The following is a 21,259-nucleotide window of genomic DNA, read 5'->3' as shown; positions in this document are numbered from 1 at the left end:
TCGGTAACACCGAAAGTCGCTCAAGCTTTTCAAACCCCGTCCTACTGTGCATGGGGTTGTTTTGCGCGGATCGCTACTCCGCCGCGTCGCGCATCTCCGCCCGCTCGGCGCGCGCCGCACAGAACTTGAACTCTGGGATCTTGCCGAACGGATCGAGCGCCGGATTGGTCAACAGGTTCGCCGCCGCCTCCGCGTAACAGAACGGCATGAACACCATGTTCTCCGGCACGTCGCGATCGGACCGCACCTTGACCTCGACGGCGCCCCGGCGGGTCTCCAGGCGGATGAAATCGCCCGGCGCGAGCTTCTTCTTGCGCATGTCCTTTGGCGACATGAATGCGACGGCTTCCGGCTCGATCTGGTCGAGCACCTGGGCGCGGCGGGTCATCGAGCCGGTGTGCCAGTGCTCGAGCACGCGGCCGGTCGAGAGCACCATCGGGTATTCGTCGTCGGGCAGCTCGTCCGGCGGGATGACCTTGGCCGGCACGATCTTGCCGCGACCGCTCGCGGTCGGGAAACCCGTGGTGAAGATGATCTCGTTGCCGGGCTTGTCGGGCGCGTCGGCCGGATAGGTGACGGCGCCTTCGCGCACCAGCCGCTCCCAGCTGATGTTCTTCAGCGACGGCATCAGCTCCGCCATCTCGGTGTAGACCTCGCCCGGGCCGGCATAATTCCACGGCAGGCCCATGCGCTTGCCGATCTCCTGGATGATCCAGAGATCCTGCCGCGCATCGCCCGGCGGCTTGATCACTTGCCGCGCGAGCTGCACGCGACGATCGGTGTTGGTGAACGAGCCGTCCTTCTCCGCAAAGGCCGAGGCCGGCAGGATGACGTCGGCGTGGAACGCGGTCTCGGTGACGAACAGATCCTGCACCACGAGATGATCGAGCATCGCGAGCGCTTGGCGCGCATGCTGCAGGTCAGGATCGGACATCGCGGGATTCTCGCCCTCGATATACATGCCCTTGATCTCGCCGGCGTGGATCGCGTTCATGATCTCGACCACGGTGAGGCCGCGCACGGGATCGAGATCCTGCTGCCAGAGCTTTTCGAAACTGCCGCGCAGATCGTCGCGGCCGACCGGCTGGTAGTCCGGCAGGAACATCGGGATCAGGCCGGCATCGGACGCGCCTTGCACGTTGTTCTGGCCGCGCAGCGGATGCAGGCCGGTGCCGGGACGGCCGACCTGGCCGGTGATCAGCGCGAGCGCAATCAGGCAGCGCGCATTGTCGGTGCCGTGGACGTGCTGGCTGATGCCCATGCCCCAGAAGATGATCGAGGATTTGGCGCGTGCATAGGTGCGGGCGACCTCGCGCAGCGTCTGCGCCGGGATGCCGCAGATCGCCTCCATCTTCTCCGGCGTGAACTCCTTGATCTTCTCCTTGAGGTCCTCGAACCCTTCGGTATAGCCGGCGATGTACTGGTCGTCGGTCAGGCCTTCGGAGATGATCGTGTTGATCATCGCGTTCAGCATGGCGACGTCGGAGCCCGGCTTGAACTGCAGATGCTTGGTGGCATGACGCGATAACGACTGCCGGCGCGGGTCCATCACGAACAGTTTTGCGCCGTTCTGCTTGACCGCGTTCTTGATGAAGGTCGCCGCGACCGGATGGTTCACGGTCGGGTTGGCGCCGATCACCCAGATCACTTCGGCATCCATCGCCGCCGAGAACGGCGCCGACACCGCGCCCGAGCTCAGGCCCTCGAACAGGGCGGCGACCGACGATGCGTGGCACAGACGGGTGCAGTGATCGACATTGTTGGAGCCGAAACCGGTGCGGACCAGCTTCTGGAACAGATAGGCCTCCTCGTTGGAGCCTTTGGCCGAGCCGAAGCCGGCGAGCGCCTTGACGCCCTTCTCATCGCGGATCTTGACGAGCCCCTTGGCGGCGATGTCGAGCGCCTCATCCCAGCTCGCTTCACGGAAATGCGTGAAGGGATTGGCAGGATCGACCTGGTCGTTGGCATCCTTCTTCGCGTTCGGCAGCCGCACCAGCGGCCTGGTGAGGCGATGCGGATGGTGGATGTAGTCGAAGCCGAAGCGGCCCTTCACACAAAGACGATTGTGATTGGCGGGGCCGTCGCGGCCTTCCGCATAAATCACCTTCTCGTCCTTGACCTCATAGGTGACCTGGCAGCCGACGCCGCAGAACGGGCAAAGCGAATCCACCTTCCTGTCGGCATAGGTCACGCGGGTCTGCTTGTCATCGAGCATCACTGATGGCATCAGCGCGCCGGTCGGGCAGGCCTGCACGCATTCGCCGCAGGCGACGCAGGTGGACTCGCCCATGGGATCATCGAAGTCGAACACGATTTTCGAGCCGTGGCTCCGGTAAGCCATGCCGATGACGTCGTTGACCTGAACCTCGCGGCAGGCGCGCACGCACAGGCCGCACTGGATGCAGGCGTCGAGATTGACGCGCATTGCCGGATGGCTGGCGTCGGTTGCCCAGCGCTCGGCGGCCGGGAAACGGCTTTCGGTGACGCCGGTGGCTTCGGCCCAGTGCCAGAATTTCGAATCCGGATCGTGGCTGGTCTCGCGCGCCGGCTGGTCGGCGACCAGGAGCTCCATCACCATCTTCTGCGCGGCAGTCGCGCGCGCAGATTCGGTCTTCACCTTCATGCCGACCGATGGCGTGCGCTTGCAGGATGCGGCCAGCACGCGCTCGCCCTCGATCTCGACCATGCAGGCGCGGCAATTGCCGTCGGGGCGATAGTCGGGCGCGGGCGAATAACAGAGATGCGGAATCTCGCGGCCCTGGCGCTTGGCCACCTGCCAGATCGTCTCGCCGGGTTTGGCCTCGACCTGCTTGCCGTCGAGCTCGAACGTAATTTTGGTCATTCGGCCGCTTCCTTGAACTCGTCAGGGAAATATTTGATCACGGAGGAGAGCGGGTTCGATGCCGCCTGCCCGAGCCCGCAGATCGAAGCATCACGCATCGCCTGGCTCAATTCTTCCAGCAGAGCGCGGTTCCAGACCGGCTTCTGCATCAGCAGCGCCGCCTTCTGCGTTCCGACGCGGCACGGCGTGCACTGGCCGCAGCTCTCGTCCTCGAAGAACTTCATCAGGTTCAGCGCCGCCGCGCGCACGCTGTCCTGCTGCGACAGGACCACGATCGCCGCCGAGCCGATGAAGCAGCCGTATTTTTCCAGCGTGCCGAAATCAAGCGGGATGTCATCCATCGACGCCGGCAGGATGCCGCCGGAGGCGCCGCCCGGCAGGTAGGCGTAGAACTGATGGCCATCGGCCATGCCGCCGCAATATTCGTCGATCAACTCGCGCACGGTAATGCCCGCGGGCGCGAGCTTCATGCCAGGATTCTTCACGCGTCCCGAGACCGAGTAACTACGCAGACCATGACGCTCGTGGCGGCCATGGCTCTTCCACCAATCCGCGCCCTTCTCGACGATGTCGCGCACCCACCACAACGTCTCGACATTGTTGATCAGCGTCGGCAGGCCGAACAGGCCGACCTGGAACGGATAAGGCGGCTTGTGCCGGGGCAGGCCGCGCTTGCCCTCGATGCTCTCCAGCAGCGACGATTCCTCGCCGCAGATGTAGGCACCGGCGCCGCGCCGCATGTGCAGTGTCGGGCCGCCGGGCGGAAGCTTTGCGATCTCGCGCGTAAGGATCTCGCGTGCGGCCGGATACTCATCGCGGATGTAGATATAGACGTCGGACGCTTCGACGATATGCGCGCCGATCAGGGTCCCCTCGAGGAAACGATGTGGGTCCTTGTTGAGATAGACACGGTCCTTGAAGGTGCCCGGCTCGCCCTCGTCGCCATTGACCGCCATCAGCCGCGGACCGGGTTCGCCCAGCACCGCGCGCCACTTACGTCCGGTCGGGAAGCCCGCGCCGCCAAGGCCGCGCAGGCTGGAATCCTCGAGAGGCTTGAGGATGTCGTCCTTGCTGACCGCGCCGGAACGCAGCCGCGCGAGCAGCTCGTAGCCGCCGTCCTTCACATAGGCATCGTAGTCGACATAGGTGGGAACATGGGCGTGAACGTCGCCGCGCGCCGCCGTGGCCAGCACCTCAGCCGTGGTCGCCTCATGCACGAAATGGTGACCGACTTCCGCGACCGGGGCGGCATCGCACAATCCGACACAGGGTGCGCGCACGACGCGGATGCCGGGACCGGCGGTGCTCTGCAGATCCTGCAGCAATTGCTCGCCGCCCAGCATCGCGCAGGTGAGGGAATCGCAGACCCGGATCGTCAGCGGCGGAATATCGGGTTCGCCCTCCTTCACCACGTCGAAATGCGCGTAGAAGGTCGCGGTCTCGAACACTTCGGCAAAGGCGAGCTTCATCTCGTCGGCAAGGGCTGCTAGATGCGCGGCCGAGATCTGGTGATATTTGTCCTGGATCAGGTGCAGATACTCAATCAGGAGATCACGCCGCCGCGGCCTGTCGGCGAGCAATTGCTCGATCTCCTGCGCGGCAATGGGGTCAACCTGCCGCCCCTTGGGCGTTGCCTTGGCGCGTCGGCGCCCCTCGCCTGGATGCTCGAATTCCCTGACCGTGTGAACGTCGTCGTTGCTGCTCATGGAAACGTCGCGTTCTCCTCAAAAGCGCGATGACCGCAAGGAGGATCGCCATCGCAATCCCGCCTTCATTCCAAGGGCGCGATGATCGGGAACCGCATCGTTCGCGCCCGGCACATCAGGCCTCATTCCAGGCAACTCTAGTCTCTGGTATGCCAGAGGCAAGAAAATTTAGAACGTGTCTATAACGATTGAGGGACAGGCGGCTGGCCCACCATGTCCCTCACGCAAACGCGATGCGGGAACCGACCTCAGGTCTTGTTCATGCATTCTTCGATGTAGAACCAGCGATCGTCGCCGATGAGGCCCTTGGCCTTCACTTCGCCGCGGCACGCCTTGAGCTTCGGCTTGTTGGCCGACCACTTCGCCTTCATGTCTTTCAGCTTTTGCATCGTGAGCTTGATCTTGCCCGGCGGCTTGGCGTCGGTGGTCGCAGCCGGCGTTGCCGGTGCGGTTGCCGTCTGCGCGGACGCGGTGTGAAGGCTTACTGCCAGCAGCATGGCGGCGAGGCCAATACGGGTGCGAAGCATAGGAATCCCCCCTAAGTCCCATTCTCAATTGTTTGTCAGGCAGGCAGCGCGGGACGCCGCCACGCGGCATCCCGCGACGATGTGGCTTGCGGTCAGAAGATCTTGACCGCGCTCTCCAGCGTCTTCCAGACGCCCCAGGCCAGGGGAACGCCGACAAAAGCCCAGAACAGCGCAGCCTTCCCATCCAGGCCGCCCCGACCGATGCCAAACGAACCGTGCTGGATCGACGCTTCGCTCTTCGCACTGGCCGCCTGCAATCTGGCGACCTCCTCGTGGCTCATGTTCCACTTCGGATCGACCGGCTTGATCAGATAGTTGCAGATCAGGCCTGCGATCAGCATGGCGCAGAGAATGTACATCGTCGTGTTGTAAAGCTGGTCACGCGGCACGCCGGCCGCGAGCTGGAACTCGCGGATGTAATTCACCACCACCGGACCGATGATGCCCGCGGTCGACCACGCGGTCAGCAGCCGGCCGTGGATGGCGCCGACGAACTGGGTGCCGAACATGTCGGCGAGATAGGCCGGCACGGTCGCGAAGCCGCCACCGTACATCGACAGGATGATGCCGAAGCCGACCACGAACAGCAGCTTCGAGCCCATCGCCGCGAAGGTGGGCGCCAGCGCGTAGAGCGCGATGCCGAGGATGAAGAACGTATAGTAGGTGTTCTTGCGGCCCATATAGTCGGACAGCGAGGCCCAGAAGAACCTGCCGGCGATGTTGAACAGCGACAACAGACCTGCGAACCCGGCCGCGATGCCGGCGATGACGGTCTTCTGCTCGGTCGAGAGCTGGCTGAAGCTCACGTCGGGCAGACCGATCAGCTTGCCGGCGAAGATTTCCTGCAACATCGGCGAGGCCATGCCGATCACGCCGATGCCCGCCGACACGTTCAGGCACAGCACCCACCAGATCAGCCAGAACTGCGGCGTCTTGTGTGCGTTGTCGAGGTGGACGTGATGCTCGGTGATCATCGACTTCTTTTCGCTCGGCGGCGTCCAGCCCTCGGGCTGCCAGCCGACCGGGATCACGCGATAGGCAAAGGCGCCGATCATCATGAAGACGAAGTAGATGACGCCCATCGCGACGAATGTTTCCCAGACGCCGACGGAGTTCGGCGTCTTGAAGTAGTTGATCAGGAGGTTGGCGAGCGGTGCACCGATCATGGCGCCGCCGCCGAAACCCATGATGGCCATGCCGGTCGCCATACCGCGACGGTCGGGGAACCACTTCACCAGCGTCGACACCGGCGAGATGTAGCCGAGGCCGAGACCGACGCCGCCGATCACGCCGCAACCCAGCCACATGATCCAGAGCTGGTGGACATAGACGCCGAAAGCGCCGATCAAAAGACCGCCGCCCCAGCAGCAGGCCGCAACGGCACCCGCCTTGCGCGGCCCGGCACGCTCGAGCCAGCCGCCCCAGATCGCGGCGGAGACACCGAGCAACACGAAGAACAGCGTGTACATCCACCCCAAGCTCGCGACCTTCCAGTCGCAAGTGGTGGTGAAGAGCTCCTGCCATAGGGAGATGTCCGGACAGGCCTTGGGCGCAGTCAATCCGATCGCGCGTGACAGCGGCAGCCAAAACACCGAGAAGCCATAGGCCATGCCAATGCACAGGTGGATGCACAGCGCTGCCGGCGGGACCAGCCAGCGATTGAAGCCTGCCTTTGCCACCGTATGCTCGCGGTCAAAAATTCCTGCGCCAGCGCCCGAAATCCCTCCAGCGCTCTCAATCGTCGTCATGCACTCCTCCCCTGCAGCCGCCCTTCTGAGCGAGATTGCCGCTACGATCCTGTTTCTCAGCCCATCGCGGCGCAGCTGTTGTCCCTGCTGCCCCGCAAATCACCCGATACGCGCCAGGACCGTCACGCGCGTCTGAAAAGTTAACCCCTCGAACGGGGCTCTATGCCCGATACGATGTGCAAGCTTCGTGCGTGGCCTGCTCACCCGCGTATCGTGGACAAGACTCAAACTCCGCGCCCGGGCGGACAAAGTCAATTGGGGCAGAAGCCGTGATCAATGTCGATAGTTAAATGGTCGGTATCCGCCCGGTAACGCGCTCACGAACGCAGCGCAGCATTGGCGCTGTCTATCGAGCCATTCGCTTTTTCTATCAAGAACACGATGCGCGCGTCGTTGCGCTCGGTGATCTCCACCGTGTCGCCCGTCTCGCGGATCAGGTTCGGGATGTCAATCACCGACAAGGGATCGGTGCAGTGCACTTCGAGCTGATCGCCCGGCCGCAATGGTTTCAACGCCTTGCGTGTTTTCAAGGCAGGCAGCGGGCATTTCAGCCCGGTGAGATCGAGCATCGTTCGGGTCATCGGTGCAACATGGCGGCAGGGATCGGGGACGTCAACGCGAGGGCTCAGAGCAGATCCGCATAGGACAGGAAACCTACGCTTCCACCCGGCTCGACGCGCGTGATGTCTTCGCCCAGTTCGATCAATCCGTCGGTCTCCACCAACGACGACAGGAGCCCGGCGCCTTCGCGCGGAAACTTGACCGCTTCCAGCGCGCCATCCTGCCCGCGCCGCAAGGAGACGCGCACATATTCGCGCCGGCCCGCCTTCTTCTTGTAGGTGAACGCGGCGCGCAGCGGGATCGGCAACAGCGGCTCCGGCAGACTGCCGGCGAGCGCCAGCACGGTCGGCCGCACCACGTGGACGAAGGTGACGAAACTCGCGACGGGGTTACCAGGTAGCCCGATCAGCGGCGTGCCATCGATGATGCCCATCGCTACGGGCCGGCCCGGCTTGATCGCCATCCGCCACAGCACGAGTGAGCCGATGCCTTCGACCGCCGCCTTGACGTGGTCCTCCTCGCCGGTCGAGACGCCGCCCGTGGTCAGGATCAGATCATGTTGGCCTGCAACCTGTTTCAGACCATTCGCAAGCGAGGAGCGCTCGTCGCGCAGAATGCCGAGATCCGAGACCTCGCAGCCGAGACGGCGAAGCATCGCCATCAGCATGAAGCGATTGGAATCGAACAGCTGCGAGGCCGCGCGCGGCTCGCCGGGCGAGGCCAGCTCATCGCCCGTGGAAAATACCGCGACGCGAATGCGTCTGACGACATCAAGCCGGGTCAGGCCGAACGCCGCGGCGAGCGCCACATGCTGTGGTCGCAACCGCTGACCGGCACGCAGCGAAATCTGACCCGGCGGGACGTCCTCTCCGGCCGGACGGACGTTGGAGCCAGGTTTCAGCCCGGGTGGCAGCACGACCTTGCCTGATATGTCGATGCGGACATCTTCCTGCATAAAGACGGTCTCGGCGCCCGGGGGCATCGGTGCGCCCGTGAAGATACGTGCCGCGTGGCCTGGCTTGATCGGCGCCTGCGCAAGGCCGCCGGCCTGGATCCGACCATCGAGCGGGAATGGCCGTTCTGCCGTCTCCGGGAGATCGGCACTGCCGACGGCGTAGCCATCGACGGCCGAGTTGGTGAAGGGCGGCAACGGCAGGGGCGCGGCGATATCGCGCGACAGCACGCGCCCGTCGGCCTCGACCAGCGCCACGGTCTCGATATCGGCAATCGCGCTGACGCGGGCCGTGATCAGGCCAACAGCCTCGTCGACCGACATCATCGGTCCACCGAAAGCAAAACAATCGTCCGACAGTTGCGCCATGGAGCCTCGTCAGCGCGCCACCGCGCTTCTTGCAACCGCTTCCTCGACCGGCATCGCCGCACCCAGGAGCAATGTCGCTGCGGCCTTGATATCGTCCAGATGGACGGTCGGCAGCCGGGTTTCAACCTCAGCGTCGGTCGCGATCCCGACAATGCCGGAATCATCGGGGAACAGCAGCGGCTTGTCGTTGGCGGCGCGATGCACCTCGATCTTGCGATGCGGCTCGCGCTTGAAGCCTTCGACCACCACGAGATCGACGGCGGACAATTTGCTCAGGAGTTCCGGCAGCCGCGGCTCCGGCGCCCCGCGCAATTCGTGCATCAAGGCCCAGCGGTTCGACGACGCCACCAGCACCTCGGCCGCGCCAGCCTCACGGTGGCGCCAGGAATCCTTACCGGGCACGTCGACGTCGAACTGATGATGCGCATGCTTGATGACGGAGACGCGCAGACCCTGCGCGCTGAAATGCGGTATTAGCCGCGTCAACAGCGTGGTCTTGCCCGCTCCGCTCCAGCCTGCAAGGCCGATGACTTTCATTCCAGCTCCGTCCCCACGTACAGCATGGCCCTTGTGGAACCACCGCTCCGTCCCGGACATTGCGAGCGCAGCGAAGCAATCCAGAGTGTCTCCGCAGATGCATTTCTGGATTGCTTCGCTGCGGTCGCAATGACGAGCAGAGACATTTTGCCCATTCCTCCGCCATGCTTATATCGGCTTGACCTGAATGTCATGCTAACGTCGCACCATGATGAAAATCGACAAAGCCCCGGTGCCCCTGATCGTCCCTGACCCGGATGACCCGCGCCTGACCCAGAGCGTGACCGGGACCGATCAGACCGGCGCCAGGGTCGAAATCAAGGTACCGATGGAGCGGCCGCTGACGCTCTATCTCAATGCGCAGGAGATCGTCACCATGATGACGATCGGCGACTACCCGGAATATCTGGCTCTTGGCTACCTGCTGAACCAGAACATGCTGAAATATAACGATGCCGTCACCGAGGTCGAATATGACGACGACCTCCAGGTCGTCGTGGTGCGCACGGAACACCATACCAATTTCGAAGCCAAGCTGAAGAAGCGCACCCAGACCTCAGGCTGCGCGCAGGGCACCGCCTTCGGCGACCTGCTGGAGGCCGTCGAGAGCGTCGCGCTGCCGAAAGCAGAATTGCGCACCTCCTGGCTCTACCAGATGACGCAGACCATCAACACCATGCCGTCGCTGTATCTGGAGGCCGGCGCGATCCACGGATGCGTGCTGTGCAAGGAAGGCACCCCACTCTGTTATACGGAAGATGTCGGCCGCCATAATGCCGTCGACAAGATCGCCGGCTGGATGTACCGCCACGGCGTCGATCCCAGCGACAAGATCCTCTACACCACGGGACGCCTCACCTCGGAGATGGTGATCAAGACCGTGCGGATGGGCATTCCGATCCTGGTGTCGCGCTCCGGCTTCACCGCCTGGGGCGTCGATCTCGCGCGACAAGTCGGTCTGACGCTGGTCGGCCGCACCCGCGGAAAGCGCTTTATCGCGCTCGCGGGCGAGGAACGGATCGTCTACGATCAGAATCTGGCTTACGTCGAGGAGGAATCGGCAAAGCACAAGCGCAAGGGTGAAGGTGGTGACGACTAGCATTCCGGCAACCAGCCTTCCATCGACACTTGGCGTCGTGCTGGCTGGCGGTCTGGCGCGGCGCATGGGCGGCGGTGACAAGCCGATGCGGAGCATCGGCGGCCGCACCATCCTGGAGCGCGTGATCGCGCGGCTGTCGCCCCAGTGCGACGGATTGATCCTCAATGCGAACGGCGATCCCGGCCGCTTCGCTTCTTTCGGATTGCGGGTCGTCCCGGATGACGTGCCCGGCTTTCCCGGCCCGCTCGCCGGCATTCTCGCTGCGCTCGACTGGACCGCCGCGAACAGGCCGGAGATCGCATGGGTGCTCAGCGCCGCCGGCGACTGCCCATTCCTGCCGCGCGACCTCGTTGGACGCCTGCACGAGGCGCGCGCGAGAGAGAACGCCCAGCTTGCGGTCGCGGCCTCCGCCGACCAGTCACATCCCGTGATCGGTCTGTGGCGTGTCGCCTTGCGCGACGAGCTGCGTCACGCCCTGGTCGTCGAGGATCTCCGCAAGATCGACCTTTGGACCGCGCGTTATCCGCTCGCGACCGTGACATGGCCGGCCAAGCCGCTCGATCCGTTCTTCAATGCCAACACGGTCGAGGACATCACCGAGGCGGAGCGGTTGGCGGCACTGGATGCGACATCCTAGCATCTTACGGGACATCGAACCGGATCGAGACGGGCTGCGACTACTGATCGGGACGCATCCGGATCAGCCATGGCCGACTCTTTCCTGAATGCCATATTCGCGGTCGTCGATTTCGTATTTGATCTCTGGAATGCGATCGACAGCACCAAACGGCTGAGCCAACAGGCCACAGGCAGCGACAAAATCGTCAATGTCCCGCCGGACCCGAAGCCGCTGCCGCCCGCGGCACAGCGTGCGCTTGCGGAAGCTGAGGATCGAGAGCGGGGGCGCGAGCGGGCCGCTCAGGCCGCCAGCGGCACCGACCAGGCATCGTAGCCGTAGACCCAACTGGTATCGGTCCGCTCCTTCAGCCAGATGTTGGCGCGCGAGGTCTCCTGCACCCGGATCGTGCGCTCCTTACGTGTCGCCTCGAAGCGGCGGAAGGCATCCGCAATGCCGTCGCGGTCGACGGCCTCGAGGCAGCGCGACAGCACGGCGGCATCCTCGATGGCCATGGCCGCGCCCTGCGCCATGTAGGGTGTCATCGGATGGCAGGCATCGCCGAGCAGCGTCACCTTGCCGTCGGCCCAGCGGTCGAGTGCATCGCGATCCATGATCGCCCATTTGTGTACGTCGGGGCACGCGGCGAGCACTTGGGTGACTTGCGGATAAAAGCCCTCGAACGACGCGCGCAGATCCCGTACATCCCCCTTCGCCGACCAGGACTCGATGCGGAAGTCCGGCTCGGGCTGGCTGGTGACGAGATAGACCTCACTGCGGTCGGCCTTGACGTAATAGATCACGATGTGGCGATCCTCGCCCCACCATTTGGTACAATCGTCGATCTTCTCGCCCAGCAGTGCAGCGGGATACGTCGTGCGGTAGGCGATGCGGCCGGTGAATTTGACCGGCGCGGCATCGAACAAGATATCGCGCACAGTCGAGTGCACGCCGTCGGCGCCGACCACCGCATCGGCAACGGCACTGCTGCCATCGGCGAAGCGCATCCGGACGCTTCCGCCGGTCTCGTCTAGGCCGACGAGCCTGTGGTTGAGCCTCACAAATTCATCCGGTACCGCGCTCGCCAACGCCGCATGCAGATCACCACGATGGGCGAGCAGATAGGGCGCTCCGAACTTTTCCTCCGCGCTCTCGCCAAAGATCATGTCAAACTTGATGTCGCCGCTCTTCCAGTCGCGATTGTTCCAGGATCGCGGATAGAACGAATGCTCGCGCATTCGCGCCTCCAGTCCCAGCGCGCGAAGCACCTTCATCGCGTTGCAGCCGATCTGGATGCCGGCGCCGATGCGCGCAAACCGGGAGGCCTGCTCGTAGACCGTCACGTTGATGCCGACACGCCTCAGCGCCGCGGCGGTCGCAAGACCGCCCATGCCCGCGCCAACGATCGCAACCGATAGCGGCCTCACCATCGTCTCCCCACCCAGTTTGTCGCGCAGCTTGAACGCCGCGTCATCGGTTGTCTCACGCGGGCCGGAAGCCCGCTCGCTCCAGTGCCGCTCTGGCTTCGACCGAGCCGAGTGCGCCGAGGAACGTCTGCACCGCGGGACGCTGCTTGCGCGCCGTCACCAGGGCAAAGTCATAATGCTCTTCCGCAAACGGAATGAAACCGAGATTGGCCGCATGGGCGACCGGCGCAATGGTCATGCCCCAATCGGCGCGGTGCTGCGCCACGGCCGCAGCGACAGCGTTGTGTGAACGCGGCTGGTTCCAGTAGCCGTCCGGGCGCACGCCGCCGAGCAGACGGTCGATCAGAATACGCGTTCCGGCGCCCTGGTTGCGATTGACCATGATGCAGGTGGGGTCAGAGAGCGCGGCGGCGACGGCCTCCTTGGCGCCGAGCCCTTCGAAACGCGCGTCGCCACGGCGGAAGACAATGCCCTGCATCCGCCGCCAACCCGGCACGAGTTCGAGCCCATCGACGAGATAGGGCGTGTTGTAGGTCTCGCTCCTGTCGTCGAACAGATGGATCGGCGCCAGATCGCATTCGCCGCGCTTCGCCGCGGCAAGCCCGCCGAGACTGCCGACCGCAATCGAGCGCACGGTCAGGCCAGCATGCGCGAGCTGCGCGGTGACGAGATCAAGGCCGGTGCAATGGCTGCCGACGATGACGAGATCCGGAACCCGCACATGCGGCGTGAACAGCGTGACCTCGGTCTCCGCCCCCGCCGCCATTTGATCGGCGAGCGCATCAATGCGCAAAAAGCCGTCGGCCTGCGCGAACGAAGTGATCGCGCCGGAGCCTTTGCCGGAGGGATAGGCGATCAGGCCGTCTTTGCCCTCGACCAGCGAGACCATGACGAATTCAGTGCGACCGAGCTCGGAGGCGATACGCACCGGCACGGTCGCGCTGACCTTGGCATCGGAACGCGGCGGCAGTCCGGCCATCCGGCGCAGCACGGGCACAATCATGTCGTGGAAGGTGAACATCGCCGAGGTCGGAAAGCCCGGCAGGATCACCACCGGCTTGCCGTCGCAGACGGCAAGGCAGAGTGGCTTTCCCGGCTTGAGTGCAACGCCATGCACGATGATGCCGGGCTGGCCGAGCCGACCGATGATACGGTGGGACAGGTCGCCCGCGCCTTTCGACGTGCCGCCTGAGAGCACCAGCATGTCGGCATCCGCCAGTGCGCACCGCATGGCAGCTTCCAGCTTGGCTTCGTCGTCGGGAATAGCGCCGAGGAACACCGCCTCGCCGCCATTTTCGTCGATCGCGGCTGCGACGATCGCGCCATTGCTATCGTAGATCGCAGCAGGCCCGAGCGTCTCGCCGGGCTGCACCAACTCGTCGCCGGTGGAGATCACGGCAACGCGCGGCCTGCGCGCAACCTTCAGCTCGGCAATGCCGCACGCCGCGAGCATGCCGATCTCGCGCGAGCCGAGGATTGTGCCAGCGCGGAGCAGAGCTTCGCCGCGCGCGATGTCCGACCCGGCATAGGACACGAATTGCCCCGGCGAGGCGGCGCGGCGAACATCGATCGCATCAGCGCCAGCCGGCTGGGTATGTTCGACCATGACCACGGCATCGGCGCCGCGCGGCAGCGGGCCACCGGTCGCGATCGGCGTCGCGGTTCCCGCTGCCACGTGCAAAACCGGCGCCGTGCCGCAGTGAATGGTCTCATCGTTCAGGGCGAGCCGCACAGGCGCACCTTCTGCGGCCGCCGCAATATCCGCCGAGCGCACGGCAAAACCATCGACATTGGAGCGGTCGAAAGGCGGCACGTCGAGCGGCGCAGTGATATCTTGGGCAAGCGCCCTGCCGCGCGCATCGCCAAGCCTGCACGCTTCGCTCGGGATCTGGCGCGGGAACAGGGCCGCCTCGAAACGCGCGAGCGCCTCCTCGCGTGAGAGGATCTTGAGAAATTGCTCCTGCGCGAGTCCGCTGCGGTCTGGCGGTTTTGAGATCATGGTCATGCCGGAACTCATATCATTCCCGCATTAGATAGGCACTGACCGGCTCACCCGCTGCAAATCCCTCGTCGCTGGCAGGCACAAGCAGCCATGCCTCCGCGCGAGCGATGGCGTGGAGCGGCCATGCGCCCACGGCAAGCGGCATCCACGTTTCATGTTCCTCGGTCAGCAAGCCGATCTCGGCGATGCCGACGCTGGAGGCAATCTTGCGCGCCAGCGGCAAGGTCACGGTGCGGCGCGGCTGCCGAGCCGACAATCGATCGACCAGCGGAAGCACCAGTGCGAGCCAGACCGCGAGCGCTTGAGAAGGCGCCCCAGGCAAGGCGACGACAGGAACTTTTCCGAGCCGCCCGGCGGCAGCGGTGCGCCCGGGCTGAAGCGCAAGACCATGAGCGAGCTCCGCCCCGCGTTGAGCCAGCGCCGTGACTGCGGCATCTGCGCGGCCGACGCCGCTGCCGCCAACCATCAGCAGGAGATCGCAGGCGGTGACATCGAGCGCCTCAGCGATCGATGTCGCATCCCGCGTGCCGGCTTCATGCGCGCTCACGTCCATTCCCGCCGCGCGCGCGAGATCGGCGATCATCTCCATCGCCGCCGTTGCACCCGGCACGTTGACGATGCGCAGTCGCGGCCGCCGGACGTATAGCCCGTCCGCGCCCGCGACGCGTGCAAGCAGCAGAGCCGCAGCGCGGACGGGATATCCTTCAGCGACTACGGGCGAGTTATCGGCGATGTGGCTCCCACGACGCCCGACGCCTTGCCCCGGAACCCCTTCCGCCAGCACCTGGGCAAGCGGGCCCACCACCTCGACAGCGTCGATGTCGAGCACGCAATCGCACCCCGCCGGCATCACGTCGCCGGCGTCGACCCACACCGGGCGCTCAGCCAAAAGCACAGGCGAATAGGAGGACGCGCCGACGAGATCGTTGGCGCTGAGCGCCCAGCCATCCACGGCGGCGATATCGCGCGGTGGATGGGCCGGCAGCAACGGCATCCCCGCAGAGATACAGCCAGTCGCTTCAATCAATGACAGTTCGACGGGCGCGACCGGGGCAACGCCCTTCAGCAGTGTGGCGAGCACTGTGTCGAGCGGCGTGAGCGAAGGCGGCAGGCGCTGGGTCATGCCTCATGATGGATCACGCATCGCGCAATTTGGCAACCACGCTCCCCTCGACGGTCAACCGCCCGGCCTGTCCGCATTCGGAAAGAACAGCTGTTGCCCGTCGACCTTGTAGCCAGCGATGGCCGCCTGCCCCTCCGGCGAGATCAGCCAATCGATGAAGGTCTGGCCCAGATCCTTCTTCACGTCCGGAAATTTTTCCGGGTTCACCAGCATCACGCCGTACTGGTTGAGCAGCCGCTTGTCGCCCTCGACGACGATGCCGAGATCGCTGCGATCCCTGAAGGCGATCCAGCTGGCGCGGTCCGCGAGCACATAGGCGTTCGCCGCGCGGGCCGTGTCGAGGGCGGCGGTCATGCCCGGCCCGCTCTCGCGATACCAGGCGCCCTTCGTGCTGGCGATGTCGATGCCGGCGACGATCCAGAGTGCAAGCTCAGCCGCGTGGGTGCCGGAACGATCGCCGCGTGTTACGAACGGCGCGCCCTTGGCCTCGATCGCCTTGAGCGCAGTGGCGATGTCCTTGCCCTTCACGCCGGCGGGATCGCTCTTCGGCCCGATCAGCACGAAATCGTTGTACATCACGTCGAAGCGCTTGCTGGCAAAGCCGTCGGCGACGAATTTCTCCTCCTGCGGCCGGGCATGCGTCAACACGACATCGACCTCGCCTCTTCGGGCAACGTCGAGCACCTCGCCACCGCGGCGCGCGATCACTGTCACCGCGATGCCGGTCTTGTCGCGGACGATCGGCAACAAATAGTCGAGCAGGCCGGAGGCCTGCGTCGACGTCGTCGAAGCCAGGACAATCGCGCGTTCTTCGGCAGATGAGGCCGAAAAGCTCCCGGCGAGGCCGCAGAGAAGCATGAGTGCAACGGTCAGTCGGCAGACGGCCATGACGAGTTCCCATCGAGGACAACGCGATCATGATGATCGATTGCGCCGCACTCGTGACGCATCCGGCCGCCGCGAGAACAACAGGAGATAGAGCACGACTTTAATCACTACCGAAAGGCTAGATTCATTCGGGAAATTTCGGCAATCTATCGAGAGGGCACATCGACTGCAAAACGCGGGTCGCAAGGCTCGCACCATCAGCGCCTCGCAAGATCGTCAACCAAAATCAAAACACCTGTCAGGATGTGTTGCAAAGCAACGAGATCATCAGGCATGGTTCGCGCGGACAAAAACCGAAGTGCAGAATTCCCCCTGCGTTGACGTCAAAAAGAAGCAAGAATTTGCATAGGAATGCAGGATGGAATTCCTGACGACCAGTGAAGCCGCTGACTATCTCCGACTAGGCGAACGCAAGCTCTACGAACTCGTCACCAATGGCGCGATCCCCTGCACCAAGGTGACGGGCAAATGGCTCTTCCCGCGACACGAACTCGATCTGTGGGTGCTGTCCGGCATGGCGCGTCCGGCAGGCATGCTGACGGCGGAGCCGCCGCCCGTCGTCGGTGGCAGCCAGGACGAGCTGTTGGATTGGAGCCTGCGCGAGTCCGGCTCCGGTCTGGGAACGATGACCGAAGGCAGCGTGCGCGGGCTCGAGCGCCTGCAACGCAACGAGGTGATGGCGGTTGCCGTGCACTTCCACAGCCTCGATGCCGAAGGCAATCTCGCCTCCGACGCCAGTGTGACGGCGCTGCGGGACGCGCCGGATCTGCATGATGCGCTGCTGGTTGCCTTCGTGCGCCGCGAGCAGGGCCTCGTGCTGCCGCCGGGCAATCCGAAGCGGCTCCGCAGTCTCGCCGACGTGCTCACGCTCGGCGCCCGAATGGCGATGCGGCAGCAGGGCACCGGCGCGCAGATGCTGCTCGACGTGCTGTTGACGCGCGCGGGCGCCTCGACGCGTGATTTGCGCCGGGTGGAGACGCCGGCGCTGACGGGTCCGGATCTTGCCGAAATGGTGCGCGCCGGACAGGCCGATTGCGGCGTCGCAACGCGCGCCGCGGCGCGCTCGGCGGGTCTCGATTTCGTGCCGCTGGTCTGGGAGAATTTCGACCTCGCGATGCGGCAGCGCAGCTATTTCCGCCCGGCCATGCAGGCGCTGATCCGATTCTTAAGCGAACGGCGGCTGCGCCAGCGCGCCGAGGAGCTGACCGGCTACGATCCCTCGCCCGCCGGGCAGATCCGCTTCGCGGCCTGAGATTGACGCCCACCCCCAAATAGTTGCAAAAGAAACCAATTCAGCCGGGCCGTACCCGGCACAAGCAACTTTCGGCCAACGCGCCGGATCCAGGGGAGGACAAGCGTGAATCCAGCGAGATTTGGACTGCCGATCGTCGCCGCGTTGGCGGCGGCGCTGCTGTCGGGCGCCGCGATGGCGCAGGTGTCCGACGACGTCGTCAAGATCGGCGTGCTGACCGACATGAATGGCCCCGCGTCCGCGCCGACCGGCCAGGGCTCGGTGACGGCGGCGCAGATGGCGATCGACGATTTCGGCGGCACGGTGCTCGGCAAGCCGATCAGCATCGTGATCGGCGACCACCAGCTCAAGGCCGACATCGGCGCGGGAATCGCGCGGCGCTGGTACGACGTCGACCAGGTCGACCTGATCGTCGACGTCCCGGTCTCGGCGGTCGGCCTTGCGGTGCAGAACATCGCCAATGAAAAGAAGCGGCTGTTCATCACCCACTCGACCGGCACCGCGGACTTCCACGGCAAGTTCTGCTCGCCCTACGCGATGCAATGGGTGTTCGACACCCGCGCGCTCGCGGTCGGCACCGCCGACGCCGTGGTCAAGCGCGGCGGTGACAGCTGGTTCTTCATCACCGACGATTACGCCTTCGGCCACTCGCTCGAACGCGACGCCTCCAGCGTCATCACCGCCAATGGCGGCAAGGTGCTGGGCTCGGTGAAGCCGCCGCTGGCAACGCCCGATCTCTCCTCCTTCGTGCTGCAGGCTCAGGCTTCCAAAGCCAAGATCATCGGCATTGCGGCAGGTCCCCCCAACAACATGAACGAGATCAAGACCGGCTCGGAGTTCGGCGTGTTCAAGGGCGGCCAGCAGATGGCGGCGCTGCTGGCGCTGATCACCGATATCCACGGCCTCGGCCTGCAGGCCGCGCAAGGCCTGTTGCTGACCACCTCGTTCTATTGGGACATGGACGACAAGACCCGCGAATGGTCGAAGCGCTATTTCGCCAAGATGAACAAGATGCCGACGATGTGGCAGGCCGGCGTCTATTCTTCAGTGATCCACTATCTCAACGCCATCAAGGCAACCGGGACCGACGATCCGCTCAAGGTCGCGGCGAAAATGCGCGAGACGCCGGTCGAGGATTTCTTTGCCCGCAACGGCAAGCTTCGCGAGGACAATCTGATGGTGCACGACCTCTGGCTGGTGCAGGTGAAGACGCCGGAGGAGAGCAAATATCCGTGGGACTATTACAAGATCCTCACGAAGATTCCCGGCGAACAGGCCTTCGGGCCGCCGGACCCGGCGTGTCCGATGCTGAAGAAGTGAGAGCGTGACGGTCGCCTGGAGCGACCGTCACTTCACCACGCCGATCTCACGGAAATATTTCATCACGCCCGGATGAATCAGCTCCAGCTTCGGCGCGGCGGCGACCGTGTTCGCTGCTGTGGTCTCGCAGGCCTGGGCGAGCTTCTTGCAGAACGTTGCTTCCGCGCCGTGCAGCGTCTTGGCCAACCGATAGGCGACATCGTCCGGCAGATCCTCGCGCGTCAGCACGAAGCTCCAGGAGCCGAGCGAGGCGATCGGCTCGGACTGGTTCGGATAGGAGCCGGCCGGCACGGTCAGCGGTTTCAGGAACGCATGCTTGGCGCGGATGCGTGCGATCTCCGCCGCATCGGGCGCGATGAAGCGCGCGCCTGACGGGCTCGTCGCCACCGCGGCAAAACCGGGCCAGCCGAGGCCGGCGCCCCAGAGTGCGGCGACGCGGCCATCCTCGACCATCGCAGGGCCGTCCCCGGCGCGGTCGAGATAGACGGCCTTGAAATCCTCGTCCTGCTTCAGGCCGAGGCCATCGAGCACGTAGCGCGAAAGGATCGGCAGGCCCGAGCCCCTGGCGCCGAACGCGACCGGCTGGCCGACGAGATCGTGGATGGTCTTGTAGGGACTGTCCGCGCGCACCACGAACATGCCGGGGTTGGAATAGATCGCGGTGAGAATCTTCAGCGCGACCTTCGCGCGGCCGATGCCGGCGAAGGCTTCATAGGCCGGCTCGCCCGCCACCAGTGCGAGATCGAGCTCGCCCTTCTCCAAGAGCGGAATGTTTTCGTTGCTGCCCTTGGTGTTGCGCGGGGCGATGGTGAGCGAACCGTCCGCCGCATTCATCACCTCCGCGAAGGCGTTGCCATAGAGCGGAAAGCCGCCGCCGGGCGTCGCGGTCCCCAGACTGATCGTCGTGGCCGACATGGCGTTGCCTCCGGTTTGAGCCGCAGCGGGACTGGCGAGCAGGGCGACGCCGAGAAGCAAGGGAAAAGCGAATTTCATGGTCGTTCCGGCTGCGCCTCGCGTCAACATCGACTTGAGGCGATGTAGGCAGCGGGCGGTTTTTGTGAAAGCATGCCCCGCAACGACAATAAGGCAATGGGAGGCGACATGTTGCGAATTCTGCGGTGCGCTGCTTTGGGGCTGGCGATTCTGTCTGGCCTTCTCGCGGCCGCTCCTTCCGCCTCCGCCGCCTACCCCGACCGCCCCGTGCACTGGCTGATCGGCTTTGCCGCCGGCGGGCCGGTCGACATCGTCGCCCGCATCATGGCGCAGGCGCTGTCCGATCGCCTCGGCCAGCAATTCATCGTCGAGAACCGCGCCGGCTCCGGCGGCAACATCGCGGCGGGCGCCGCCATCAACTCGACCCCCGACGGCTACACGCTGCTGTTCGTCGCGCCCAACAACGCGATCTCGACCTCGCTCTACAAGAAGCTGCCGTTCGACTTCTTGCGCGATACCACGCCGGTCGCCAGCATCATGCAGCTCACCAACATGCTGGTCGTCTCCAACGCGATGCCGGTGAAGACGGTCCAGGAGTTCATCGACTATTGCAAGGCCAATCCCGGCAAGATCTCGTTCGCCTCCTCCGGCAACGGCACCTCGGTGCACATGTCGGCGGAGCTGTTCAAGGCGATGACCAAGTGCGACATGGTGCACGTGCCGTATCGGGGATCTGCGATTGCCTTCCCCGACATCATCTCCAACAAGGTGCAGCTGATCTTCGACAACCTTCCTTCCGCGCTCGAGCAGGCCAAGGGCGGCAACGTCCGTGCGCTGGGCGTGACCTCGCCGCAGCGCTGGCCGGCCGTGCCCGACGTGCCGGCGATCGCCGAGACCGTGCCGGGCTTCGAATCGGTCGGCTTCTACGGCATCTCGGCGCCGAAGGGCACGCCACCAGAGATCGTCGAGCTTCTCAACAAGACGGTCAACGAGGCGCTGGCCGACCCGAAGGTGGCGGCGCGGCTGACCGAGAACGGCGGCATCCCGAAGCCGATGACGCCGGCCGAGTTCGGCAAGCTGGTCGCTGACGAGACCGAGAAGTGGAAGAAGGTGGTGGAGTTCGCCGGGGTCTCGGTGGACTGAGCGGGCTCGCCGCACCCGCCAGGTGCCGGCAAGAGGGGGACTTAGGCGCCCCCTCCCGCCAAAACACGAAAACAACCCCATGCACAGTAGGTGTTTAGTCCCGGGCTTTGATGGTGCATCCTTATCGCACGATTCGAAGGAAGCGCTATGGGACAAGTTTTACACGGCTGCGCCACCACGACGGAGGCGGTCCGTCGAGCAATACAAAATAGTC

General features: G+C 64.7%; 18 protein-coding genes. 6 read left to right on the top strand and 12 right to left on the bottom strand.

The features are described 5' to 3' along the window. Nucleotides 1-73 precede the first annotated feature (73 nt). The 7 genes from fdhF to mobB form a co-directional block, all read right to left on the bottom strand. Nucleotides 74-2,842 (bottom strand): formate dehydrogenase subunit alpha, encoded by a 2,769-nt coding sequence (fdhF, locus tag G8O24_RS39180; RefSeq protein WP_188107858.1) that lies wholly within the window; start codon nucleotides 2,840-2,842, stop codon nucleotides 74-76. Then, complete coding sequence (locus tag G8O24_RS39175) at nucleotides 2,839-4,548, bottom strand: NADH-ubiquinone oxidoreductase-F iron-sulfur binding region domain-containing protein (protein WP_188107857.1); 1,710 nt, start codon at nucleotides 4,546-4,548, stop codon at nucleotides 2,839-2,841. Before G8O24_RS39175 ends, fdhF begins: the two co-directional genes overlap by 4 nt. Nucleotides 4,549-4,796: 248 nt before the next feature. After that, nucleotides 4,797-5,075 (bottom strand): hypothetical protein, encoded by a 279-nt coding sequence (locus tag G8O24_RS39170; RefSeq protein WP_188107856.1) that lies wholly within the window; start codon nucleotides 5,073-5,075, stop codon nucleotides 4,797-4,799. Nucleotides 5,076-5,167: 92 nt separating this feature from the next. Continuing rightward, entirely contained in the window at nucleotides 5,168-6,823 is a 1,656-nt protein-coding gene (locus tag G8O24_RS39165) for an OFA family MFS transporter (protein ID WP_188107855.1), read from the bottom strand. Nucleotides 6,824-7,140: 317 nt separating this feature from the next. Continuing rightward, entirely contained in the window at nucleotides 7,141-7,404 is a 264-nt protein-coding gene (locus G8O24_RS39160) for a sulfurtransferase TusA family protein (protein WP_188107854.1), read from the bottom strand. A 44-nt stretch (nucleotides 7,405-7,448) separates the two neighbouring features. Then, on the bottom strand, nucleotides 7,449-8,705 hold the full coding sequence (locus tag G8O24_RS39155; RefSeq protein ID WP_188107853.1) for a molybdopterin molybdotransferase MoeA: 1,257 nt from the start codon (nucleotides 8,703-8,705) through the stop codon (nucleotides 7,449-7,451). A gap of 9 nt (nucleotides 8,706-8,714) precedes the next feature. After that, complete coding sequence (mobB, locus tag G8O24_RS39150) at nucleotides 8,715-9,242, bottom strand: molybdopterin-guanine dinucleotide biosynthesis protein B (protein WP_188107852.1); 528 nt, start codon at nucleotides 9,240-9,242, stop codon at nucleotides 8,715-8,717. A gap of 208 nt (nucleotides 9,243-9,450) precedes the next feature. Here mobB and fdhD point away from each other — a divergent pair, with 208 nt between their 5' ends. From fdhD to G8O24_RS39135, 3 genes are all read left to right on the top strand, one after another. Beyond that, nucleotides 9,451-10,341 carry a formate dehydrogenase accessory sulfurtransferase FdhD gene (gene fdhD / locus G8O24_RS39145; RefSeq protein ID WP_188107851.1) on the top strand — a complete coding sequence of 297 codons (891 nt, stop codon included), beginning with the start codon at nucleotides 9,451-9,453 and terminating at the stop codon, nucleotides 10,339-10,341. Next, nucleotides 10,322-10,978, top strand: a complete 657-nt coding sequence (gene mobA / locus G8O24_RS39140) for a molybdenum cofactor guanylyltransferase MobA (RefSeq protein WP_311972430.1) — start codon at nucleotides 10,322-10,324, stop codon at nucleotides 10,976-10,978. Before fdhD ends, mobA begins: the two co-directional genes overlap by 20 nt. A 69-nt stretch (nucleotides 10,979-11,047) precedes the next feature. Beyond that, nucleotides 11,048-11,293: a hypothetical protein gene (locus tag G8O24_RS39135; protein WP_188107850.1), complete on the top strand. Its 246-nt coding sequence runs from the start codon at nucleotides 11,048-11,050 to the stop codon at nucleotides 11,291-11,293. Here the strand turns inward: G8O24_RS39135 and G8O24_RS39130 are convergent. The 4 genes from G8O24_RS39130 to G8O24_RS39115 are packed head-to-tail and all read right to left on the bottom strand — an operon-like array spanning nucleotide 11,260 to nucleotide 16,397. After that, nucleotides 11,260-12,402, bottom strand: coding sequence for an FAD-dependent monooxygenase (locus tag G8O24_RS39130; protein ID WP_368736644.1), 1,143 nt, complete (start codon nucleotides 12,400-12,402; stop codon nucleotides 11,260-11,262). The genes G8O24_RS39135 and G8O24_RS39130 overlap by 34 nt on opposite strands. Before the next feature lie 37 nt (nucleotides 12,403-12,439). Next, entirely contained in the window at nucleotides 12,440-14,389 is a 1,950-nt protein-coding gene (locus G8O24_RS39125; protein WP_244646288.1) for a molybdopterin biosynthesis protein, read from the bottom strand. A 13-nt stretch (nucleotides 14,390-14,402) separates the two neighbouring features. Next, the gene (locus G8O24_RS39120; RefSeq protein WP_188107847.1) at nucleotides 14,403-15,509 is read right to left on the bottom strand and encodes a molybdopterin-binding protein; all 1,107 of its coding nucleotides are present in this window, start codon (nucleotides 15,507-15,509) and stop codon (nucleotides 14,403-14,405) included. Nucleotides 15,510-15,563: 54 nt separating this feature from the next. After that, a complete protein-coding gene (locus G8O24_RS39115; RefSeq protein ID WP_188107846.1) occupies nucleotides 15,564-16,397 on the bottom strand; it encodes an ABC transporter substrate-binding protein in 834 nt (277 codons plus the stop codon). 358 nt (nucleotides 16,398-16,755) lie between these two features. Between G8O24_RS39115 and G8O24_RS39110 the strand changes: the two genes are divergently transcribed. After that, the gene (locus G8O24_RS39110) at nucleotides 16,756-17,649 is read left to right on the top strand and encodes a substrate-binding domain-containing protein (protein WP_188107845.1); all 894 of its coding nucleotides are present in this window, start codon (nucleotides 16,756-16,758) and stop codon (nucleotides 17,647-17,649) included. A gap of 105 nt (nucleotides 17,650-17,754) precedes the next feature. Next, nucleotides 17,755-18,969: an ABC transporter substrate-binding protein gene (locus G8O24_RS39105; protein ID WP_188107844.1), complete on the top strand. Its 1,215-nt coding sequence runs from the start codon at nucleotides 17,755-17,757 to the stop codon at nucleotides 18,967-18,969. A 27-nt stretch (nucleotides 18,970-18,996) separates the two neighbouring features. Here the strand turns inward: G8O24_RS39105 and G8O24_RS39100 are convergent, their stop codons facing one another. Beyond that, nucleotides 18,997-19,962, bottom strand: coding sequence for a TAXI family TRAP transporter solute-binding subunit (locus G8O24_RS39100; protein WP_188107843.1), 966 nt, complete (start codon nucleotides 19,960-19,962; stop codon nucleotides 18,997-18,999). Nucleotides 19,963-20,070: 108 nt separating this feature from the next. On the opposite strand from G8O24_RS39100, the gene G8O24_RS39095 reads away from it, so the two are divergent. Then, nucleotides 20,071-21,045: a Bug family tripartite tricarboxylate transporter substrate binding protein gene (locus tag G8O24_RS39095; RefSeq protein ID WP_188107842.1), complete on the top strand. Its 975-nt coding sequence runs from the start codon at nucleotides 20,071-20,073 to the stop codon at nucleotides 21,043-21,045. Nucleotides 21,046-21,259: the final 214 nt, after the last annotated feature.

It is taken from the genome of Bradyrhizobium campsiandrae (assembly GCF_014529705.1).
GTDB classification, from domain to species: Bacteria; Pseudomonadota; Alphaproteobacteria; order Rhizobiales; family Xanthobacteraceae; genus Bradyrhizobium; species Bradyrhizobium campsiandrae.
This window is presented reverse-complemented; position numbering and strand designations above follow the sequence as displayed.